The following is a 14,748-nucleotide window of genomic DNA, read 5'->3' on the forward strand; positions in this document are numbered from 1 at the left end:
TGCGGGGTGGAACCTGTGAAGCATCGGATGATCGGCCCGAAAGGTTACATCATGGTCCAAGGCGTATATGTTTTGTCCGTCGCGCCCGAAGCCGGGAAGTCACTCGTGGTCTTGGGGCTGGCTGACGCGTTGCACCGCAGAACAGGCCGCCTGGGATTCTACCGCCCAATCGTGAACGGAACAGATCCGGCCGACGACCCGCTGCTTCGGATGCTTCACCGGCTGTACAAGATGGAGTCATTCCGCTGCAAGGGCGGAATGACTTTGGCGGATGCCCGGTCGGCACTATCGGCAGGCCGCGAGGACGAGGTTGTTTCCCGGGCGCTCGAGGAGTACGGACGCATCGCCGAAGAATGTGACGTGGTTGTGGTGGACGGTTCGGACCTGAGGAGCCCGGAACCCGGGAGGGAATTCGACCTGAACGCTCAATTGGCCAACAATCTAGGCCTGCCGGTGCTCGCTGTCATCGGGGCCCAGGGCTTGAGTCCTCGGGAGACCGCACAGGCTGTGGCGGACGCGTCACGGCAACTGGAAGCAGCCAGAAGCACGGTGTTGTCGGTGGTGGTCAACCGCGCCGAGCCGACAGCCATCGACACAGTCCGGGGCGCTGTTCGGACAACTACTGGAAGGCCCCCAAGCTATGTGATTCCCGAGGTCGCTGAAATATCGGCGCCCACTGCGGCTGATGTGGCGATGTCGTTGTCCCTTGAACGGATCTCGGGCAGCGCAGAGCTGGACCGGAACGTGGGCAGCACGAAAGTGGCTGCGATGAACGTAGAGAACTTCCTTCGGCTGCTCGAGCCCGGAAACCTGGTGATTGTTCCCGGGGATCGCACAGACATCGTCATGGCTTGCACGGCCTCGGCCTTGTCACCGGACCTGCCCACACCGTCCGGAGTCATCCTGACCGATGGCCTGGTCCCTGCCAGCTACGTGCTGCCATTTGTGGCACATGCGCCATTCCCCGTCTTCGCTGAAACTGCGGATACCTACACTACAGCTCAACGGGTCTCGCACGTCCGCAGCGAGATCCACACCGGAGAAAGCCGCCGGGTGGCCGCCGCTCTGGGCATCTGGGCTCGCTCCATTGACGAAAAGGAGCTGCTGGAACGTCTGGCGCTCCCGCGTCCGGCGACCATGACGCCGCTGCGCTTCCTCAATGACCTCGTGGAACGCGCCCGCCAGCAGAAGAAACGTATCGTTCTGGCTGAGGGCACAGATAGCCGGGTGTTGCGTGCGGCGGAGATTCTGCGCCGCCGGGATGTGTGCCACGTGACGCTTCTTGGGAACCCCTCGGCGGTCCGGGAGCTTGCCGAAGCCGAAGGTATCGAGGTGGGTGGCATCACCATCGTCGACCCCGCCCATTCGCCATTACGTGAGCGATTCGCGATGGAATATCAGCGCTTGCGTGCCCACAAAGGCGTGATCTTGGAACGGGCCAGGGAAGTCATGCTCGATGGCGCCTACTTTGGCACCATGATGGTCCACCTGGGGGAGGCCGACGGGATGGTCTCCGGAGCGGCGCACACCACGGCCAACACGATTCGGCCGGCGTTGGAATTCATGAAGAGCCAGCATGGCAACGGACTGGTGTCCTCGGTGTTCTTTATGCTGTTTCCTGACCGCGTGCTGGTGTACGGGGATTGCGCCGTGGTGCCGGATCCAACGGACCGGCAACTGGCGGACATTGCGCTCGCATCGGCGACGACGGCGGCGCAGTTCGGCGTAGAGCCCAGGGTGGCTATGTTGTCGTACTCTACTGGCGTATCCGGCGCCGGAACGGCCGTGGACAAGGTCAAGCGTGCCACGGACATGGTGGCGGCGGCCCGGCCGGACCTTGCGGTGGACGGGCCTATACAGTACGACGCCGCGGTGGATGCAGTTATCGCGAGTTCAAAGTTGCCGTCATCTGCTGTCGCGGGAAGGGCGACAGTCTTCGTCTTCCCTGACCTGAACACAGGCAACAACACCTATAAGGCCGTGGAGCAGTCTTCCGGTGCTGTCGCCGTCGGGCCCATCCTTCAGGGGCTCCGCAAACCCATCAACGACCTGTCCAGGGGATCGACGATCGAAGACATCATTAACACTGTCGCCATCACCGCTGTCCAAGCGCAGGGGTACAGCTAGCCCTGGTCGTCCTGAGTTACCACAAGGACGGGGCAAAGCGCGTGGGCCGAGCAAGCCCGGCTGACGGATCCCAGGGGCTGATTGAGGAAACCACCGGAGCCCCGCCTCCCCACCACAAGTAGTTGTGCCCCATGGCCTTCTTCGACAAGAACCTTTGCCGGTTCGCCGAACTTGACCGTCACTGTTAGATCCTTGGGGCGGTCTGCACCGAAGGCTCGTGCCAAGGCCTCATCGACCAGCCGCTTGGCGGTATCTTCCAACTCCGAGGTGAACCGGGTCAATTCGGGCTCAAAGCGGGATGCCATGAAGTAGTCGGACATTCCAATACAGGTGATCACCTCCAGGGGGCCTCCCAACGCAGCTGCCGTGCGACCGGCCATCTGCAGGGTGTTGGAGGAATATTCGGATCCATCGACACCGACAACGATCCGATCAGAGCGCGGGTGTGTATTCATGGGACCAGCCTGCTCTTCCGTCTGGCGGCGCCACTAGGGTCGAAGGGCACGGATCCGGCAAGCTGCCTTAATGGGGGAGGGCCCCTCCGTGGCGCAGCCGTTTGTAGAGCCAGTCCGCGCCCAGCACGCCGGGAACCGCCAGGAGGGCAGTGGCAAAGCCAGGGAAGGGAGGAGGAGCCTGACCCAGGATGCCGGCTACCGGAGGTACGTAGAGGAACAGTGCCAACGCCGCCAGTTCCATCCCTACGGCCCACAGCAGTAACTTGTTGGTAAACCATCCCTGCTTCCACGCGGGAGCGGTAGCACTGCGGCAAGCGAAGGCAGTTGCCAGCTGGCCAAGGACCACCGCCGTAAACGCGGCCCCTGATGCGCCCATCAGCACACCCGGGTCCAGCGGATCCCCACGGCCCCAACCACTGCCAAAGAGAACCACAGAGAAAGCACCCATGGCGAACAACGCCTCCGTGGGACCCATGACAGCAAACACCCTCAGCATGAGTTGCCGATCCAGAAGATGCCGCTTTTCGGGAGGCCGGCTCAACACGCGTTTACCTGGTGGCTCCGCCCCGAGGGCCAAGGCGGGAAGCAGATCGGTCCCGATGTTGGTGGCGAAATGGTCATCCAGGAGCACAAGGTCTGCGGCCTCACGGGCTACATCGGTGCCGCTGAGTCCCATGGCCACGCCGATATCGGCTTGACGTTGAGCGGGACCGTCGTTGACGCCGTCGCCGGCCTGTTCGATCAAAGACTCCACCGGGGAACTGCCCGCGTCTAGGGTCGAAGGGCACAGTCGGAGAGGGACCTTCTGCCCTATGAGCGTGCCGGCGGAGGGGTTAGGCTCAGCCCATGGAGAACACATCGACGGATCAGGACACCAAAGAACTCAGCGTCCACGACTGCTGGAAGTACCTTCAATCGGTGTCCATCGGCAGGATCGCCCTCATCAACGGTGAAGAGCCTGAGATCTTTCCAGTGAACTTTGTGCCGAAATTCGGAACTGTTCTTTTCAGGACCGGGCCTGGGACCAAGCTCGACGCCCTTCGGGAAGGTGCGGTGATTGCGCTGGAAGCCGATGGGTTCAACCGTTACGGGACCGTCGCCTGGAGTGTCGTCCTCAAAGGAAGGCCGGAATTCATTACGCAGCCCGAAGACATTCAGGAAGCCGTGGATGCCGGCTTGTCGCCTTGGCAGCCCGGCGCCAAGGACATCCTGGTCAGGGTCACGCCCACAGCGATCACCGGTCGCCGGTTCGTCATCAGCCCGCCGTCGAAGTGGTGGCCGCCGCTGGACCCCACCGCCTCTGACGTTCACGACGGCGAAACCCAGGAGGTCCCGCACGGCACCGCTGGCTAGGGTCGGGTCAGGATGGTGGGGCATTGCACGTGCAGGAGCACGTGCTGGGCAACAGAGCCCAGCAGCACGCTCAAACCTCCCCGTCCTTTGCAGCCCATGACCAGCAGCTGTGCGTCTCTTGCAGCAGCTATCAGTGCCTCACCGGGGCCACGGGTGGTATCCAGGACTTTCTTCATGACGACGGACGGGAACTCGTAGTTGACCCGCTGGACAGCCGCGCTCAGGACATGCCCGCCGTCAGCAGGCCCAACCTCGGGACCTGTTGCATGGACAATGATCAATTCATCATTCAACCGTTGAGCCTCCCTGGCGCCTTGATCCAGGGCATCGACGGACTCAGCGGATCCGTCAACGCCCACCACTACGCCGGAACGCTTTTGAGGTGCAAACTCCGGGACAACGGCGACGTCGCTCTTGCTGGTAACGGCAACTTGGAAACTGACTGAACCGTATCCCTGCCCCTCCGTGCCGGGTCCGCGGTCTGTGCCCACCGCCACCATCGAGTAGGCCGGTGACAGGGAAGCAATCGTTGCGGCAGGTTCGCCGGACAACCGCTGTGTCGTAATGCCCACGCGGGGAAAGGCCGCAGCCAGCCGTTGCGCTTCGCTAGTGAGCAGGTCCTCAGCGCGGCTTAGCTCCAGTTGACGGTCGTTCGCCCTCGGATAAGCCCACTCCCCGGGGACCACATGGACCAGGGTCAGGCCGAGATCAAGGGAATTCGCGCGTGCCGCAGCCCAGTCAGCCACGGGAGAGCCCACCCTTGAGCCGTCAAGGGCAACCAGGATCTGTTTCTTCACGAACCGACGTTCCCTTCGGATTACCAACGGTGGTGGTCTCCACTATCAGCGGGACGGCCCGTCGTTGCAAGGGCCGGAAGGCCCTCCCACTGAACGGCTCAGTGCATTAGGGTCCAGAGGAGAGGCATTCACTGCAGCCTTCCCCGCGGAAGTGAGAGGAGAACATGCGTGTTCTTGTGCTGAATCCCGGCTCCTCATCGCTGAAATACCACTTGCGCGACACAGCAGCCACCAACCCGGCTGCTGCCGTTCTTGCGTCCGGACAGGTGGACTGGCCTGCTGGGGAGCGTTCAACTCCCGAGCACCTGCAGGCAGCCTTTGAAGAGCTGAATGAAAGCCTGGAGAGCCTCGGATCCACGCACCCGGAGGCTATTGGACACCGAGTCGTCCACGGCGGTCCGCGGTTCAGCACCCCGGTACTTGTCACGGTGGATGTGGTGTCCGCCATTGAAGAACTAAGTCCCTTGGCGCCGCTCCACAACCCGGCCAGTGTCGCCTGCATTGACGTCGCCGGCAAACGATGGCCGGATCTCCCACAGGTGGCCGTCTTCGACACGGCGTTCCATCGCACCATTCCCGACTTCGCCGCCCACTATGCCATTCCCGAGCACGCCTACCGGGCCCATCCCGTGCGGCGCTATGGCTTTCACGGTATCTCGGTGGAGATGGCCTGCTGTGACACAGCAGAACTTCTCGGTACGGCGTCTCTGAATGCGATAGTGGCTCATGTTGGCAACGGCGCGTCCGTCACCGCCGTCAAGAACGGGCTCAGCGTGGACACCTCCATGGGAATGACCCCATTGGAAGGGCTGATCATGGGGACGCGATCGGGAGACCTGGACCCGTCCGTGGTCCTCCTACTGCAGCAAGAAGGCGCAACTGCGGACGAAGTCGACCACATTCTGAATTACCAATCGGGGTTGCTGGCCATTGCAGGATCCGCAGATATGCGGACGGTTGAAAAGGCTGCGGGCAGCGGCGAACCCCAGGCCCGACTTGCCATAGACATGGCCGCCTACCGTCTCGCCAAATACATAGCGGCCTACTCGATGGTGGTTGACCGACCTGACGCTCTGGTGTTCACCGGCGGTGTGGGCGAGAACTCAGCGCTGTTCAGGTCCAAGGTGGTCGACTGGTTGAGGCCACTGGGGCTCGGCCTTGATGAAGGCCTGAATACGGCCAGCCAGGAAGGCATGCGCAAGATCAGCACCATGGAATCCGCAATTCCTGTGCTCGTAGTGCCCAGCGACGAGGAACGCGCTATTGCAGAATCGACGGCGGCCTTGCTCGCCGCGCCCCCTAAGGAAGGTTGATCGCGACATGAGCATCGACGAGAACGCCACATCCAGCGACACTGAGCCGAAAGTCGAAAACTTTGACCTCCTGCACCGGTATTGGTCCGCGGCCAACTATCTGACCGTTGCCCAGATCTACCTGCAGGAGAACCCGCTGCTCCGGGAACCGCTGCAAGCAGCGCACATCAAACCCAGGCTTCTAGGTCACTGGGGCACAAGCCCCGGACTGTCCCTGATCTATGCACACCTCAACCGCCTTATCCGTCGCACGAGTGTGGAAGTTCTGTTCGTGGCCGGTCCCGGCCACGGAGGTCCCGCCGTCGTCGCCAATACCTATCTGGAAGGCAGCTACTCGGAGGTTTATCCGGCCGTTGGCAAAGACCTGAAAGGGCTTCGGAGGCTTGTCCGGCAGTTTTCGACGCCGGGAGGCATCGCCAGCCACGTCGGCCCCGCCACGCCTGGCTCCATTCACGAGGGCGGGGAACTGGGCTATTCCCTGATGCATGCTACCGGTGCGGCTATGGACAATCCGGACCTGATCGTTGCCTGCGTCGTCGGTGATGGGGAGGCCGAAACTGGTCCGCTCGAAGGCTCTTGGAAGGCGCCCTCGTTCATCAACCCGCTCAGGGATGGGGCAGTACTTCCCATCCTCCACCTCAATGGGCATAAGATCTCCGGCCCCACCGTCCTGGGCAGGCGCTCGAACACGGCCGTTGCGTCGCTTTTGGAAGCGCACGGCTGGGATCCCGTGATTGTCTCCGGCGACGATCCCGCCCTTGTCCACCCCGCCCTCGCCTCAGCTCTGGATTCAGCCTACTTATCGATCCGGACCATTCAGTCCCATGCCCGCACAGAGGGAGTCACCGGGCCCGCACGATGGCCGGCCATCATCCTGCGCACCCCCAAAGGATGGACAGGACCGGTGACAGTAGACGGAAAGCCCGTAGAGGGAACCCACCGTTCCCACCAAGTCCCGCTGGCCGGAGTCAGAGAGAATCCGGCGCACCTGGCGCAGCTTGAAGCGTGGATGCGTTCCTACCGGCCAGAAGAGCTCTTCGACGCCGACGGACGCCTTCTCGCCGAGCTCGAACAGCTCGCCCCGACAGGCGATCTGCGCATGGGCGCACTGCCGGGCAGCCGCGGAATGGGAAGCCGCGACCTCGCCATACCCTCGCTCGATCGATACGCCATCGAGACTGTTCCCCGCGGGGGCGTGATGCACCAGAGCACCAAGCCATTGGGCGAGATGCTGCGTGATATCTACATCGATACAACCGACGACCCGAGGTTCCGTCTCTTCTGCCCCGACGAAACCAGCAGCAACAGGCTCAGCGCAGTCTTCGAAGCCACCGACAGATGCCTCCTCGAACCAGCGGCCACCACAGAAGGCGCGCTCGCAGACGATCATGTTTCCGCCAGCGGACGCGTGATGGAAGTCCTGTCCGAACACCTGTGCCAAGGATGGCTGGAAGGATACGTGCTGACAGGCCGGCACGGCCTATTCGCCAGCTATGAGGCGTTTGCGATGGTCAGCGCTTCCATGACCGTTCAGCACGCCAAATGGTTGCAGCATTCACGGGAGCTGGAGTGGCGGCGGCCCGTGCCCAGCTTGAACATCCTGCTGACCTCCACTTGTTGGCGGAACGATCACAACGGTTTCAGCCATCAAGGCCCTGGTCTTATTGACACGGTTCTGTCCCTGTCCAGCAGCGTCATCCGTGTCTACTTCCCACCCGATGCGAACACCCTGCTGGTCACTGCCGAACACATGCTCGAAAGCAAGGACTATGTGAATCTGGTAGTGATCGATAAGCAGGAACATCCGCAGTACCTGACGCTCGAAGAGGCGCGGGCGCATGCAGCCGCCGGTGCATCCATCTGGGATTGGGCTGGACATGAAATACTCGGGACCTCGGCCGGCAAGGTCCCGGACATCGTCCTTGCATGTGCCGGAGATGTTCCCACGCAGGAGACGTTGGCGGCTGCATGGCTCCTCAGGCGGCATGTTCCTGAGATGTCCGTCCGGGTAGTCAATGTCATGGATGCCATGGTCTTGCCGCCGCCAGAGGCGCATCCGCATGGGCTGTCTGGTGAGAAGTTTGAAGAACTCTTCACCGCTGATGTGGATGTCGTGATGGCCTGGCATGGGTACGCGAGGGCACTGCACCAGCTCCTGCATGGTCGCCCGCATCCCGAGCGGTTCCATGTCCGGGGATACAACGAGCAAGGCACCACCACCACACCATTCGACATGGTGGTACTGAACAAGGTCAGCCGATACCACCTGGTGATGGAAGCCCTGCGCCGGACTCGCGGTCAATTCCCGGGGGCAGAGCAACTGCTGGAGCATTGCCGGAAGCAGTTGGACGCCCATTCCCTCTACATCCGCGAGCACTTTGAGGACCTACCCGAAATCAGGGATTGGGTGTGGACGCAGCAGCAGTAGGCTTCCAACACCGTTTCAGAGTTCTTAGTCTGTGCTCATGAGTGAGCGAGAGAGCACGTGGCACGGTCAGCATCAAGCCGGCCTCAGTAGGGGAGAGCGTGCCGCCGACTACCTCCGCAATGGCATGGGTAGCTGGATTTTTGTGAATCTCTTCCTGTCCATGTTGGCAGGGCTCCAGGGCGCTATCTTGCTCATCGCCGCGAAAAGGCAGGACGCTATAGCGGCAGCCACGGCCCAGCACGACTACGACACTGACGTGCAAGCGAAGACGGAGATCGACCGGCTTATGGCCATTAACAGCCAACAGCTGGAACTACTGGAATAACTGCGGGCATTGCTGCTCGCCGCGAGGGACCCTCACACCGAAACCGAGGAGACGATCCAGTTGCCGCGCGAGGAGTAGGCGTTGCAAAGGTTTGCCGTGTGGGTTTCCACGGCCGTAACGTGTCGCTCAGATGGCCTGGACGGTAGCCATCATGCCTTGGTCTTCGTGGTCGAGGATGTGGCAGTGGAAGACGGTGCGGCCGGGGAAGTCATCGAAGGCCACCCGGATTGTCACCCGGCCGCGGGCAGGGACATTGACCACATCCTGCCATCTGGGTTCGGTTACTTCGCGGTCCCCATCATGGATGACCTGCATGGGCCACACGTGCAGGTGGAGGGGGTGGTCCATGGAACTGGAGTTGACCAGGGCCCATTCCTCAACGGTGCCCACTGAGGTTGTCTCGTCGACTCTTTTGGGGGTCGAACGTGCGTCCGTTGATGGTGAAGGACATCATGCTTCCCTGTCCGCTGCCCATACCCATTTCCGCATCTGTCCCCGCACCCAAGGTCAGTGTTCGGGCGGCAGCGAGAGGTTCCTTCCGCAGATCGCGTAGGGGCCGGCCGTTGGTCACTGGCCGGAGATCAGTGCTCATGCTTAGGGAGACGGTCAGAGAACATAGTTCGAGCGGGCCTCCACCGGATTGGGTACCACCTCCAATGGCGCCGCCCATCATGGGGCTCATGCTGCCGCGATCCACGGGGGCGGCGGCGAGCGTGGAATTCGCTTCGCGGGTTTCTACGAGGAGTTCTACCCGATTCCCCGGAGCGAGAACCACCTCAGTGACGCCCTCAGGCTCTGGCAAACGGCCAATGTCACGGCTGAGGAGGCGGAGCTGCTGTCCTGAAAGTGACAATCGCAGGTATCGAGAGGGACAGGCGTTGATGATCCGCCAGCGTTCCCGTTCTCCGGCAGCGGCGCGCAATTGTGGACGGACTCGGCCGTTGACCAAAACGATCTGCCCTTCGCGTCCCATCACCTGCTGCATCCGGTCCGCCCGTGCGAGGTTGCCGTCGGCGTCTAGAGACAAATCGGAGATCACCATCAACCTCTCACGGGTGATCGAAATCGGTTCGGTGTCCTCCACCACAATTGCTCCGTAGAGGCCACCGGCCACCTGGTCGGCGGCATGGCCGTGGTGATGGGGGTGGTACCAGTAAGTGCCCGGTGGGTGGTCCGCAGGCAGTGTGAACTCGTAATCGAATGTTTCGCCCGGGGCAACGCTGACAAAGGGGTTATCGCTGTTGCCCTGCGGGGAGACATGCAGCCCGTGCACATGCAGGTTCGTGGGTGCCAGCAGCCCGTTATGCAGGGAGATCCTGATAGTGTCGCCAGGGCCGACCCGTAGCGTCGGTCCGGGCAAGGAGTCGTTATATGCCTGCACCGAAGCCTCCCTCCTGCCGATCTGCACCTGGGCCGGTGCAGCGACTAGCTGAACTTCCAGCACACGGTCACGGCTGGTCAGCACGTGGGGTTCGGTCAGGTCCAGCTCCTGGGTGTACAGGGGCTGAGCGCCGGGGCCGGTGGTCAGCCACAGCCCGGCAGCTCCGGCGGCCGTAACGCCGGCCCCTGCTGCACCCAGCACCAGCAGGTGGCGACGCGTCAAAGGTTTCACTGGTTGCTTCCTTCTAGTACTTCCAGTATCCGTCGCAATACCGCATTTTGACTTCCCGCGAGCTTGTCCATGCGTTCCACGTTGCTTGGCTGCCATTAAGTTTGACGACGTTGTACGCGGCGCGGCGCGGCGGAGTGCGCTTGCCGCGACTGAGTTGTGCACCCCGCTTTGGCAGTAGCTCACAATTGTGCCTTTCGCGGGAACCTGGTCGAGGTGCCACACGGGGCGGCCACCGCTGAGCTGCTATAACCGGGGACGAGCCGGGCCTTGTGCTCGGTCTTGCTGCGGACGTCCAAGACCAAGTCAGGGTCCACGCCGTTGAGGTCTTCGGTTGGGACCTGCACGGGGATGAAGGTGGGCAGCCCGTCATGGCTGGTCACGTAATTGGCGACGTTGTCGATGCCGACATGGACCAAGTGGTTCCACATATCCTGCGCTGATTCCCGGCTGAACAACGGCGCTGCTGTCGCGCCAAGGCAGCGGCGGACGTTCTCCCGTGAGCGAGGACCGTCGCGGTTCTGCCCTAAGGTTCCCCCGCTTCATCCTTGGGCGGGCCTGCTGCGCGGCAGCATTGCGGGGTCATTGTGATCACTACGACCGCATGTGGACCTACATAACGCGGTGTCCTGGCTGACACGTCATGACACCGCGGACACCCCGCGAGAAGGCACGTCGCTTGCGTGCTGTGATAGATCCGGGTCGTCAGTGTGGTGCTGGTGTGTCTCTCGAGACTCGATGGGGCACAAGCGTTGTGCCTGAGCTGTAGTGCCCGCTTCTGGAGTGCCTTCAAGTAGCTCCAGTAGCCCCCTCCATCCACAAGTCTTCAACTCCACTCCTTAGGGGAGGCAACGGCGGGCCTTAGCAAGCGATCACGTTGACGGCGAGGCCACCCCGGGACGTTTCTTTGTACTTGCTCTTCATATCGGCACCTGTTTCTCGCATTGTCTTGATGGCGGTGTCAAGCGAGACGTGGTGGACGCCGTCTCCGCGCAGGCTGATCCGTGCAGCGTTGATGGCTTTGTTGCTGGCCATGGCGTTGCGTTCGATGCAGGGGATTTGGACAAGGCCACCAACGGGGTCGCAGGTCAGCCCGAGGTTGTGCTCGATACCAATCTCCGCGGCGTTCTCCACCTGCCGGGGTGTGCCGCCCAGAATTTCGCACAGTGCGCCCGCTGCCATGGAACAGGCTGAGCCGACTTCCCCTTGGCAGCCCACTTCGGCGCCGGAGATGGAGGCGTTCTGCTTGAAAAGGACACCTATGGCAGCTGCGGTAAGAAGGAATCGGATCACTGATTCTTCGTTGGCTCCGGGGGTGAACATCATGTAGTAATGCAGCACCGCTGGAATGATTCCGGCAGCGCCGTTGGTGGGGGCGGTGACGACGCGCCCACCCGTGGCGTTCTCTTCGTTCACTGCCAGGGCAAACAGGTTAACCCAGTCCACTGCACGCAAGGGATCGCTGGTGTCGTCTTTCGCTTGCAGGTCCGTCAGCAGTCGGGGCGCACGACGGCGGACCATCAGGTTCCCGGGCAGGTGTTCTTCCGTTCGGCTACACCCACGTGACACGCACTCTTTCATGGTTTCCCAGATGTGCATCAACTGCGCGCGGGTTTCCTCCTCGCTGCGCCAAGCGCTTTCGTTGGCGAGCATGATGTCGCTGATGGCCAGGCCTTCACGCTCGCAGTGTGCCAACAATTCCTCGGCGTTGGAAAACGGGTAGGGGAGTTGCACCGCCTCCGGGAGCGACTGTCCAACTCCATCCTCGTCAACGACGAATCCTCCACCCACGGAATAGTAGACGCGTTCGCTCAGCACTGTTCCCTGGTTGTCGAAAGCCTGGAACCGCATTCCGTTGGGATGCGCCGGCAATGACTTGCGCAGGTGGAGCACCACGTCCTTGGTTCTGTTGAACGTGATTATTCGGCGCCCTCCAAGCAGTATTTTCTTGGCGTCTATGGCTTCGTCAACGACGCGATCAGCCGTCAGCGTGTCTACGGTTTCCGGCGACTCGCCCATGAATCCCAGGATGACCGCCTTGTCCGAGCCGTGCCCGCGTCCGGTAGCCCCCAAGGAACCGAAAAGTCCGGCGTGAACGCGATCAACGGCGTCGAACCTTCTTTCCCTCTCCAGTTCTTCGACGAACGAGCGGGCGGCGCGCATTGGCCCCACAGTGTGGGACGACGAGGGGCCGATTCCGATCGAAAAAAGGTCAAGGGCACTCAAAGCCATGGAATACCTCCGAAGCAGGTTTGGTATGGGGTCTCCTACCAGCTTGGGTGCGAACTCGATCAGCGTCTATCGGAAAATTTTGAACGGAACGTCAAGCAGAACTTAACAATTGGCCTGATCGCCAACGCGCGTCAAGCTTTCGGGCGGGCGTCGGTCGCTTTCCGCAGTTCATCGACGACGGCGGCTACTGCCGGCGATTCCCGGCTGGCCGCCCGGTGCAAGACAATGATGTTGCGGCCGCAGCTTGGATCTACTCGACGCACCACCAGGTCTTCCGTTTCCCGGCCGAGGTTCAGTTCACTCATCAAGGCGACTCCGAGGCCACCACGGACCAACCCCAGGGTGGCCATCAGGTTCCGACAGTGCGCTAGGACGTTCGGCTCGAATCCAGCGTCCCGGCAGGTTTGTAGAACGAACCGCTCAAAAACGCTGCCTTCCTGGTCAAGGATCCAGCGTTCATCGGCGTAGTCGGTCAACGTCGCTGCGTCCGGTGCCTCCCGGTCCTGAGGCAGGCAGAGGATGATTTCATCGCGGGCCAGTAGAGTCTTCACGAGCCCCTCATCTTGGATGTCGTGCAGGTCATCCACCACTGCGACATCGATGTTCCCTTCCCTCAACTGGGCCACACTCTCGAACGGTTCGAGGTCGGACACGGTGACGTCGAGTCTCGGGTAGTTGGCCTGAAGGGACATGACGGCGGCGGGGAGCACCGTGCTGCAAAAGCTGGGGAAGGCGCTGATGGCGAGGTGTCCGCGGACATCTGTTTGGAGTTTCTTTAAGTTCGCCTCGGCTGCCTCAACTTCCGCAGCTATCCGGCCAAAATGCTTCACCAGCATGACTCCAGCCTCCGTCAGCCGCACTTTCCGGCCGGCGCGGACCAGGAGCGCCAGCCCGGCCTCCCGTTCCAGCACGGCCAACTGCTGACTGACCGCCGATGTTGTCATATGGAGCTTGGCGGCCACGGCCGTCATGGTTCCTTCAACCTCAAGGGTCTTGAGTATTTGCAGGCGTCGGATATCGAGCACGGGACCTCCCAGGGTTTAGGACCACTTAACCTCAGAACCGATACGCTAGCTACTTTCCGACGACGGGTGTACGAATCCCAGCGTCGCGGCCCCTTGTTCATCGATGAGCCGGCCCAGGTGCTTGCTCATCCTGAACACCACGCTGCGGTCAACGATGCGGGCGCTCGGCACTGCAGCCTCCATGGCAGCCTCGAAGCGCATGACATCGGACATTTCCTTCAGCCACACGGCCACCACCATGTTGTACTGGCTCGCGACGGCCAGCGCCGTTCGGGCTTCAGGAATCTTAGCCATGAGCCCTTTCATCTGCTGAACGTGCTTGGCGGCGGTCCGCATGAAGTACCAGGCATAGACAGGCCAACCCGTGACCGTCCGTGCGACGTCCGTGCGTATCCGCAGCATGCCATCAGCCCGCATGCGGGCCAGCCCATCCGCGACGCGCTGTTCGCTTAGTCCATGTTCTGCGGCAATCCGGCTGACGGGGCGTCGCGCATCTTCGGCCAGGCAATGGCGGAGCGCTGCTTCGACGTCAGGGTGCACGGTCCGCGGCGCCCTTGCCCGTGGTGGGCGAGGGCGGGGGACCCTGGCTGCCTCCTGCGTTGTGAGGGCGCGGAGCCTCCAATCGGAGGCCTCCATGACTACTTCGGTAACGAGATGCGTCTGGGTACTCCTGACGCCTTCCAAGCCGCCGATGCGGTTGGTGACTGTGTCCCAGATGGAGAGCGGGGAGTCGGCGAGGACCGTGGCCAATAGATCCCGTCCGCCGGAGGTGTGGTCGAGGGTCATCACTTCCGGGATCTGTGCCAGTTGGCGGGCCACTTCGCCCGTTTGCTGGGGTTTGCACGTGATGTCCACCAGTGCCGATGCTCCGTCGGGGAAGATACCGGTGACCCATGCGAGCCCGCGTTCCCTCAGGGAGTCCCAGCGCCTGGCGAGGGTTACGGCGTCGACTCCGATCATGGGGGCCAGTTCACTCCACGGCGCGCGACCTTCGATCTGAAGAGCATGAATGAGACGCTCCTCAAGGGGATCAAGCATGTTTTCCGTCATAGACAACAGAATATCCATGGAAAGCTGCAATTTC

Annotated in this window: 12 protein-coding genes and 2 pseudogenes; 5 read left to right on the top strand and 9 right to left on the bottom strand. The window is 62.0% G+C overall.

What is annotated here, in order from left to right; all coding sequences use genetic code 11:
- Positions 1–51: 51 nt before the first annotated feature.
- Positions 52–2,127, top strand: coding sequence for a phosphate acetyltransferase (pta, locus tag ARUE_RS09790; protein ID WP_043471257.1), 2,076 nt, complete (start codon positions 52–54; stop codon positions 2,125–2,127).
- On the opposite strand, the gene ARUE_RS09795 is transcribed toward pta, so the two are convergent.
- A complete protein-coding gene (locus ARUE_RS09795; protein WP_043470138.1) occupies positions 2,124–2,582 on the bottom strand; it encodes a universal stress protein in 459 nt (152 codons plus the stop codon). The genes pta and ARUE_RS09795 overlap by 4 nt on opposite strands.
- A gap of 67 nt (positions 2,583–2,649) precedes the next feature.
- Positions 2,650–3,327: pseudogene (locus ARUE_RS09800) on the bottom strand (cation transporting ATPase C-terminal domain-containing protein); the annotation flags it as partial.
- 101 nt (positions 3,328–3,428) lie between these two features.
- Here ARUE_RS09800 and ARUE_RS09805 point away from each other — a divergent pair.
- Complete coding sequence (locus ARUE_RS09805; RefSeq protein ID WP_014921651.1) at positions 3,429–3,935, top strand: pyridoxamine 5'-phosphate oxidase family protein; 507 nt, start codon at positions 3,429–3,431, stop codon at positions 3,933–3,935.
- Here ARUE_RS09805 and ARUE_RS09810 read toward each other — a convergent pair.
- Complete coding sequence (locus ARUE_RS09810) at positions 3,932–4,732, bottom strand: universal stress protein (RefSeq protein WP_014921652.1); 801 nt, start codon at positions 4,730–4,732, stop codon at positions 3,932–3,934. The two genes, ARUE_RS09805 and ARUE_RS09810, sit on opposite strands and share 4 nt — an antisense overlap.
- Before the next feature lie 164 nt (positions 4,733–4,896).
- On the opposite strand from ARUE_RS09810, the gene ARUE_RS09815 reads away from it, so the two are divergent.
- The 3 genes from ARUE_RS09815 to ARUE_RS09825 are packed head-to-tail and all read left to right on the top strand — an operon-like array spanning position 4,897 to position 8,798.
- Positions 4,897–6,045, top strand: a complete 1,149-nt coding sequence (locus tag ARUE_RS09815) for an acetate/propionate family kinase (protein WP_014921653.1) — start codon at positions 4,897–4,899, stop codon at positions 6,043–6,045.
- Positions 6,046–6,052: 7 nt separating this feature from the next.
- A complete protein-coding gene (locus ARUE_RS09820; protein WP_014921654.1) occupies positions 6,053–8,473 on the top strand; it encodes a phosphoketolase family protein in 2,421 nt (806 codons plus the stop codon).
- A gap of 37 nt (positions 8,474–8,510) precedes the next feature.
- Entirely contained in the window at positions 8,511–8,798 is a 288-nt protein-coding gene (locus ARUE_RS09825) for a DUF1003 domain-containing protein (RefSeq protein WP_043471260.1), read from the top strand.
- A 126-nt stretch (positions 8,799–8,924) separates the two neighbouring features.
- Here the strand turns inward: ARUE_RS09825 and ARUE_RS24955 are convergent, their stop codons facing one another.
- From ARUE_RS24955 to ARUE_RS09850, 6 genes and pseudogenes are all read right to left on the bottom strand, one after another.
- Positions 8,925–9,188 carry a multicopper oxidase domain-containing protein gene (locus ARUE_RS24955; protein ID WP_353580109.1) on the bottom strand — a complete coding sequence of 88 codons (264 nt, stop codon included), beginning with the start codon at positions 9,186–9,188 and terminating at the stop codon, positions 8,925–8,927.
- Positions 9,175–10,410 carry a multicopper oxidase family protein gene (locus tag ARUE_RS09830; protein ID WP_353580110.1) on the bottom strand — a complete coding sequence of 412 codons (1,236 nt, stop codon included), beginning with the start codon at positions 10,408–10,410 and terminating at the stop codon, positions 9,175–9,177. Before ARUE_RS09830 ends, ARUE_RS24955 begins: the two co-directional genes overlap by 14 nt.
- A 13-nt stretch (positions 10,411–10,423) precedes the next feature.
- Positions 10,424–10,856: pseudogene (locus tag ARUE_RS25080) on the bottom strand (rhodanese-like domain-containing protein); the annotation flags it as partial.
- A 412-nt stretch (positions 10,857–11,268) separates the two neighbouring features.
- On the bottom strand, positions 11,269–12,639 hold the full coding sequence (locus ARUE_RS09840; protein ID WP_014921656.1) for an L-serine ammonia-lyase: 1,371 nt from the start codon (positions 12,637–12,639) through the stop codon (positions 11,269–11,271).
- Between the two features lie 131 nt (positions 12,640–12,770).
- Positions 12,771–13,664: a LysR family transcriptional regulator gene (locus tag ARUE_RS09845; protein ID WP_014921657.1), complete on the bottom strand. Its 894-nt coding sequence runs from the start codon at positions 13,662–13,664 to the stop codon at positions 12,771–12,773.
- A 45-nt stretch (positions 13,665–13,709) separates the two neighbouring features.
- A complete protein-coding gene (locus ARUE_RS09850; RefSeq protein ID WP_043471264.1) occupies positions 13,710–14,714 on the bottom strand; it encodes an Lrp/AsnC family transcriptional regulator in 1,005 nt (334 codons plus the stop codon).
- Positions 14,715–14,748 lie beyond the last annotated feature (34 nt).

The organism is Arthrobacter sp. Rue61a (assembly GCF_000294695.2).
In the GTDB taxonomy this organism is placed as follows: Bacteria; Actinomycetota; Actinomycetes; order Actinomycetales; family Micrococcaceae; genus Arthrobacter; species Arthrobacter aurescens_A.